9 protein-coding genes and 1 pseudogene are annotated in these 5,967 nt (G+C 36.8%); 9 read left to right on the top strand and 1 reads right to left on the bottom strand.

All coding sequences use genetic code 11. The annotated features are described in order from the left end of the window. From FTU82_RS15410 to FTU82_RS15430, 5 genes and pseudogenes are all read left to right on the top strand, one after another. Positions 1-206, top strand: a pseudogene (locus FTU82_RS15410) (hypothetical protein); the annotation flags it as partial. Positions 207-1,025: 819 nt separating this feature from the next. Continuing rightward, positions 1,026-1,304, top strand: coding sequence for a type II toxin-antitoxin system RelE/ParE family toxin (locus FTU82_RS15415; protein WP_087704769.1), 279 nt, complete (start codon positions 1,026-1,028; stop codon positions 1,302-1,304). A 10-nt stretch (positions 1,305-1,314) separates the two neighbouring features. Beyond that, a complete protein-coding gene (locus FTU82_RS15420) occupies positions 1,315-1,611 on the top strand; it encodes a HigA family addiction module antitoxin (protein WP_218947765.1) in 297 nt (98 codons plus the stop codon). 19 nt (positions 1,612-1,630) lie between these two features. After that, a complete protein-coding gene (locus tag FTU82_RS15425) occupies positions 1,631-2,020 on the top strand; it encodes a hypothetical protein (RefSeq protein WP_180101606.1) in 390 nt (129 codons plus the stop codon). An 81-nt stretch (positions 2,021-2,101) separates the two neighbouring features. After that, entirely contained in the window at positions 2,102-2,659 is a 558-nt protein-coding gene (locus tag FTU82_RS15430) for a hypothetical protein (protein ID WP_180101608.1), read from the top strand. A gap of 201 nt (positions 2,660-2,860) precedes the next feature. Here FTU82_RS15430 and FTU82_RS15435 read toward each other — a convergent pair whose 3' ends face one another. Then, on the bottom strand, positions 2,861-3,286 hold the full coding sequence (locus FTU82_RS15435; RefSeq protein WP_180101610.1) for a conjugal transfer protein TraD: 426 nt from the start codon (positions 3,284-3,286) through the stop codon (positions 2,861-2,863). A 280-nt stretch (positions 3,287-3,566) separates the two neighbouring features. Here FTU82_RS15435 and FTU82_RS15440 point away from each other — a divergent pair, with 280 nt between their 5' ends. The 4 genes from FTU82_RS15440 to FTU82_RS15455 all read left to right on the top strand — a co-directional run. Then, entirely contained in the window at positions 3,567-3,722 is a 156-nt protein-coding gene (locus FTU82_RS15440; RefSeq protein WP_171521753.1) for a hypothetical protein, read from the top strand. Continuing rightward, the gene (locus FTU82_RS15445) at positions 3,722-4,651 is read left to right on the top strand and encodes a MobA/MobL family protein (RefSeq protein ID WP_163167893.1); all 930 of its coding nucleotides are present in this window, start codon (positions 3,722-3,724) and stop codon (positions 4,649-4,651) included. The genes FTU82_RS15440 and FTU82_RS15445 overlap by 1 nt, the downstream gene beginning before the upstream one ends. After that, the gene (locus FTU82_RS15450; RefSeq protein WP_163167891.1) at positions 4,648-5,148 is read left to right on the top strand and encodes a hypothetical protein; all 501 of its coding nucleotides are present in this window, start codon (positions 4,648-4,650) and stop codon (positions 5,146-5,148) included. The genes FTU82_RS15445 and FTU82_RS15450 overlap by 4 nt, the downstream gene beginning before the upstream one ends. 82 nt (positions 5,149-5,230) lie before the next feature. Next, positions 5,231-5,967 (top strand): hypothetical protein (locus tag FTU82_RS15455; RefSeq protein WP_180101612.1); only part of this gene is annotated, 737 nt, incomplete at its 3' end.

Consider the following 5,967-nt stretch of genomic DNA (forward strand, 5'->3'; position numbering starts at 1 on the left):
AAATTTATATAAAAATTAAAAATAAAGAAGCAACTCTGCAAAAGTCAACAGACTCAAAGCCTAAAGAATCTAGTCCAAAAACTACTGAAAATAGTGCTGTGCCAGTAGAAATGAAGCAGGTAGCCATTCAGAAAAATATGGCTCCACAAGAAAAGCCAATTACTGTGATTAAGAAGCGAAAATTTGCTTTAAACAAGGATAAGTAACTTGTAATTTAAAATTATAAACAAAAACCCCTCTAAGTCTTGCAACTTAGAGGGGTTTTCAAGTAAATTCTGCGGTACGCAGTTATTTGATGCTCGAACATCAAGTAACGAAGATCATAAGGTTTGGCGACCGTTATGATTTCACCAAAAGGCTTGTACCTGAACTCTATTTTCACAATAAACAGTGTTTATATCAAGCCTCAAAATGATAAGTCTTCGTTAATTCGTGTTTTAAACCATCAAATAAGCATCCTAGATCGAGCTTTGCCCGCTTCTGCGTGTCCGTTTTACGGTCGGCATGCATTACGTGTGGTAGGAATAAGTGTCACTGGCGTATTGTAGCTATGGTCGAAAGGCTAAACCGCTTACAGGGGAACTTCACATAGGCGGAGCGTTGGGAGTAGTTACATAGGACTTGTTAAGTTGTAAGTTGGGGAAACCCTCGCAGAGATACAGGCAATGTAACGACAGGGAGCGCGTGGAGCGAAGTGCAAGACTTTGAGTCCTTGTCTGCATAGTCAGCAAAGCTATGTGCGGATACGACCGATATACGTGGCTCCGAAGCCAAATATATATAGGTAAATCGGCAATACTTAGGGGCTAGGTTATTTTTTTAAATGACCGCCCTTAGGGTGAGTATTGCCGAAACTCTCTCAACCGTTCACCAAAGCCAAAGCACGAAGTGCGACGCTTTGGGGGCGAGTTGAGAGAGTGAGCGCATTTGTTTTTAAGGCTTTTGATTTTATTTGAGTCTATATTTCTGTATAGTTTTACTGAACGAATTGCTGTATATTAAAACTATACAAAGGATGATTTTTTGTGATTGTAGATTTTAATCATAAGGGACTGGAACGTTTCTTTAAAACCAGTTCTACAGCAGGTATTCAGTCAGTACATTCAACCAAGTTAAAAAGACAATTAACTGCTTTGAATGAAGCGCAAAGTATTGATGAAATGAATTTCCCTGGATGGAAGCTTCATCCTTTGAAAGGTAAATTAAAAGATCATTGGTCAATTACGGTGAGTGCCAATTGGCGTCTGACTTTTATTTTTAAAGATGGCAATGCGTATATCGTGGACTATCAAGACTACCATTGAGGTGAATATGATGATGAATAATCCAGCTCATGCAGGTGAGTTAGTATCAGAATGGTTAGATGGCTTAAAAGAAGAAGGACAAGCGATCACCATTACAGAACTTGCTGAACGTATTCAAGTGACACGTCCATTACTTTCTCGAATTATTAATGGTAAAGCACCAGTAACCGCGGATGTAGCTTTACGCTTACATGATGCTTTGGGAATCAGTGCAGATCTGTTAATGCGTGTTCAATCTAAACATTCACTTTGGATGGAATCACAAAAACAGCGTCCACAGATTCAGCCATTTTTTGTAAGTTGTTAATAAATCTTTGAGACATCACATGGATATTTTTTTAAGTTTTTTAATAGGTATTCTCAGTGGTGTTATTAGTGGTGTTTATACAGGAATTATCTGTTCAAAGTATGCTGCTATAGAAGAGATAAAAAGAGAAGTTTTAAGAGTTATTAGACGAGTAGAATATGCTGATGGAAAATATATTAGAGGACATCATCCTAAAGATATTGAAGCTATTTTCCTTGCATCTTCAGAACTTTTAGGTATGGGACAAATTGAAGCCGGCAAAGTAATTAGAACGATATACAATAAAATGAGGGATGAATTTGATCAAAATGGTTATGGAAAACCTTTGACGCCTGATTTAATTGACGACTTTCAACCACAAGTTCGACTGCTTAAAATTAACAAAATAAAATTATTAAAATTTTGGTAGTTATTTCCTATATTGATCAAATTTTTTTAAAAATTCTACATCAACTATAATACAAATCAATTTAACAACGGATATTAATAAGTGAAAAAAATTAGTACCTTAATGTTGGGGTTAGCAATTAGCTCTAATATATATGCTCAAGAATTTGATTTCAGAGGAGCTATTCTAGGAATGACTTTGGATGAGTTCAAAGCATTACCTGCTATCAATGGAAAATTTTTTAGAGACGGGAAGGCTGTTTCTTGTACTGAAAAACAAGGAGACTTGGAGTGTACAAGAGCAGGAGATGATCCATTTAATCAAATTTATGGTTTCACAACAACGAATTATCTATTCCATAATAACCTGAATGGCCAACCTCAACTATATATGATTATGATGATGAGTGATTATAGGAATGCTTCTTTAGGAATAGCTGGGATGACTCAAAAATGGGGTAAAGGGGACACAGAGATAATTCCTGCTACTAATAGTTTGGGAATGGAGATTAAAAAGACAAAAGTAACTTGGAATAAGCCAAATTCTGAAATCACTTTAGAATCGCCATGCAGTAGCCTTAAATATCTATGTATTATTTATAAACATAAACAAATTTACACCCAACTTTTGAAAGAAGAGAAACGTGAAAATTCTTTTTAATATTTATCCCATCTTATAGTTTTCCTACAATTAACATAATGCAGATTATACGAAATGCAAATTTTTATTTCATATAAATCATTGACTTATCGTGTATAAAAAAGCCCAATCAACCCCGATTGGGCTTTTTTTATGATTATTCATGTTCCACGCTCAATAAGTAAGCAATGTTCCACGGTTTTAAGTAGCTTAACTGCATAATCAATTATTTTGTTTTTCAGTCTTTTTACGTTGATTTAACACCTCTTGCCCTAAGTCTTTCCAAATCTGCCATTTCATATCGTTAGGATCAATCTCTGCTGTTTTAAGTAGTATACCGAGCAGTTCGGCAGGGTCCCGTTTATCTAGGTTAGCAATTTCAAACAGTGCGCCTAACTGGATCAGGTGACGAGTACGCGCTTTACGTTCAGCTTCTTTTTCAGCATTCAATAATTTTCTAACCACTACCTTTTGTTTATTTGCTCGATCTATGGCTTTTTCTGCTTTGATCAGTGCATTTAATTTCTTTTCTTGTTCAGGTGTTCGATATTGAATTTGAGCAATTTCCAATAAAAGTTTTTGAGCATCACTCGGATTTTTTAAAGCAGAAATATAGGTTAGTCTTTCTGAAAGCCATTCATTCGTCATATTCAATTCCTTAATTCAGATACCGCATAAGCACAGGCTCAATTCTCAAAGAACGATAACAAAATAATTACGTCCAATGTCCGCAATTTTGTTAAAGTTCGTTCTAGAGAAGTTCGCCTGTACTTCCATCAAAAATTTGATGGCGCGCTTAGACGTTTCTCAATTTCATTGAGAAACCTAAGCACGTTAGGGACTTCATCCCTAAAACCCTGAAACTTCTTTTTTTCGTTCAATTGAAAATTGAATGAAAAAAAGAAGTACCAAAGCTAGGAGCAACAACATGCAACTAAAACAGGTATTGGGAAAGATCAAAGATATTATTTTTGGCGTGATCGCAGCACCGCTACTCATCCTCATTATGGTGCTTGCTTCGATACTCGATCAAAGAGCGTTTAAGAAGGAACGCAACCGAAAAAAGGAACAGGATAAAACCTAATGGCGATTGCTCGTTTAAGTGTCAAAGTCGGTAAGGCAGGAAAGGCAGCACCGCATGCCGAATATATAGATCGGGATGAAGAAAAAAAGAAAAAAGAGGAACAGGCTAAAACTGACCTTGAACATAGTGACTATGGAAACATGCCGAAATGGGCAGAACATAATCCGATTAACTTTTGGCAGGCAGCCGACCTTTATGAGCGCAAAAATGGTAGTACCTACCGAGAATATGAAATTGCCCTGCCTAGAGAGATGAATGCCGAGCAACGCCTAGAACTGGTTGAGGACTTCATTCAGTCTGAAATTGGCTCAAAATATCCGTATCAGTTTGCGATTCATAACCCTAAAGCAATGGACGGCAACGATCAGCCTCACGTTCACCTCATGTTTAATGAACGTCTACAAGATGGAATCGAGCGAGATCCAGAGCAATATTTTAAACGCTATAACAGCAAGAATCCTGAACGTGGCGGAGCTAAAAAAGACAATACAGGCAAGAGTTACCAGGAACGAAAAACCGATATTAAAGACCTACGCCAAAGATGGGCAGATTTATGCAACAGCCATTTAGAAAAACATCAAATTGACAGCCGTATTGATATGCGAAGCTACAAAGAGCAAGGCATAGAGAAAGAACCTGAGAAAAAACTGCTACCAAGCCAAGCGAAGAATCCTGAAATCAGGGAAGCCCTGCAACAGTCACGAACAGTCCATAAAGAGCTTGAACGACTTGATTTAGGCGACCCGAAAAAAGACCTGAAAGACCTTAAAGACAGTCCAATTTCAGACAAAGAAATTAAACAGGGTATTGAAAGCTTTAAGGCTGATTTTGATACCTTCAAACAGCTTGCTTTGAAACAATACAAAGAACAGCAGAAATTAGAACGAGAGCAACAGAAAACCATGAGTTATAAGGGGATGAGTCGATGACACCTGATGAAAAAAAGCTATATGCACTGATGGCAGTTGCAGAACAACAGCAAAACTTAGTTAATCAGGCCGTTAAAGAGCTTCAAATCACCGAGGAACGCATTCAGAAGGTCATCGCAGGGCAAACCCATCATACTGTATCAAAATCGCTAAATACGGGCTTACAGGAGGGTACAGCGGAACTTATTAAGACTGCCAAAGCACTTGGACATTTAAAAAATTCGATTGAATCAACCAGTGATCAATTTTCATGGAAGTTAATTACCATTTTCTTAGGTATTTTTTCAGTTCTCATACTGACTATGACGTGGCTATTTGCATCTTATATTAAGCCTTTAGAGAATATTCCAAAGATCGAGAGTTTAAGGCAGCAAGGTATTCAGTTTGATATTCAAAGTTGTGCCGTTGGAGAAGAGTCCAAGCCTTGCGTCCGAGTGATGAAAGAGCAGTGTGGCTATGGGAAGTATGGGGATTTATGCGTTATTGACCCCAAATAGCTAAATCTAAAAATGAAGGCTCTAAGCACTCATTTATAGTTTTTATTATGTTTTAAAATTAGTGGAAGTTAAGGAAATTATTATGTTAAAGCAATCAAGTTTAGAAAGAACAGAGTTTAAGGAAGAAGAACTTGCGCCCATTAAAAAGCTTGATTTAAATGATTTGAAAGTTCCTATGCCTAAAAACCTTGACCAGTTACTGATTTGGACATCCGAACTTGCTCAATATAATCATGCTCAATTCCTTGACCAAGCTGAACAGCTAAAACTTGTTGATGAAGATAATCTGGAAGAACAGGCGGAAATCAGTCAGAAGCTTAGGTTCTATAGAGGTAATGCGCTTATAGAAAACCAAATCAAAGATTTCTATTTGAAAAAGTTACTTGATCAAGGGGAGGCAACAGTTAAAGGTTATATTAAAAGTCCGACTAAGAAAAATACCCGATATGCTGTAATTTCTTATCATGACTATGATTTTGTAAGCTTTGCTACTCCAGAGATTCTTAATAAATTTCCAGCCGATCTCATCAATTTCGTGCAAAAGGAAGCACCTAAGACATTGGCAGATATATATCCTGAAGAAGCCGTATTCTTATCAGCTATCAAAAAATTTATAAAACCTTTTAAGGAACAGTATAAAAAACTGACTGATACAAACAGAGAAATTAAGGAGCACAATACAGTTGCTCATGAAATTTATATAAAAATTAAAAATAAAGAAGCAACTCTGCAAAAGTCAACAGACTCAAAGCCTAAAGAATCTAGTCCAAAAACTACTGAAAATAGTGCTGTGCCAGTAGAAATGAAGCAGGTAGCCAT

Origin of the sequence: Acinetobacter sp. YH12151 (assembly GCF_013418355.1) — a bacterium.
Taxonomy (GTDB): Bacteria; Pseudomonadota; Gammaproteobacteria; order Pseudomonadales; family Moraxellaceae; genus Acinetobacter; species Acinetobacter pseudolwoffii.

Excerpts from the sequence above, each read along its gene's own strand:
- FTU82_RS15445 (WP_163167893.1), top strand. The coding sequence starts at position 3,722 with ATGGCGATTGCTCGTTTAAGTGTCAAAGTCGGTAAGGCAGGAAAGGCA.
- FTU82_RS15420 (WP_218947765.1), top strand. The coding sequence starts at position 1,315 with ATGATGAATAATCCAGCTCATGCAGGTGAGTTAGTATCAGAATGGTTA.
- FTU82_RS15425 (WP_180101606.1), top strand. The coding sequence starts at position 1,631 with ATGGATATTTTTTTAAGTTTTTTAATAGGTATTCTCAGTGGTGTTATT.
- FTU82_RS15450 (WP_163167891.1), top strand. The coding sequence starts at position 4,648 with ATGACACCTGATGAAAAAAAGCTATATGCACTGATGGCAGTTGCAGAA.
- FTU82_RS15440 (WP_171521753.1), top strand. The coding sequence starts at position 3,567 with ATGCAACTAAAACAGGTATTGGGAAAGATCAAAGATATTATTTTTGGC.
- FTU82_RS15435 (WP_180101610.1), bottom strand. The coding sequence starts at position 3,286 with ATGACGAATGAATGGCTTTCAGAAAGACTAACCTATATTTCTGCTTTA.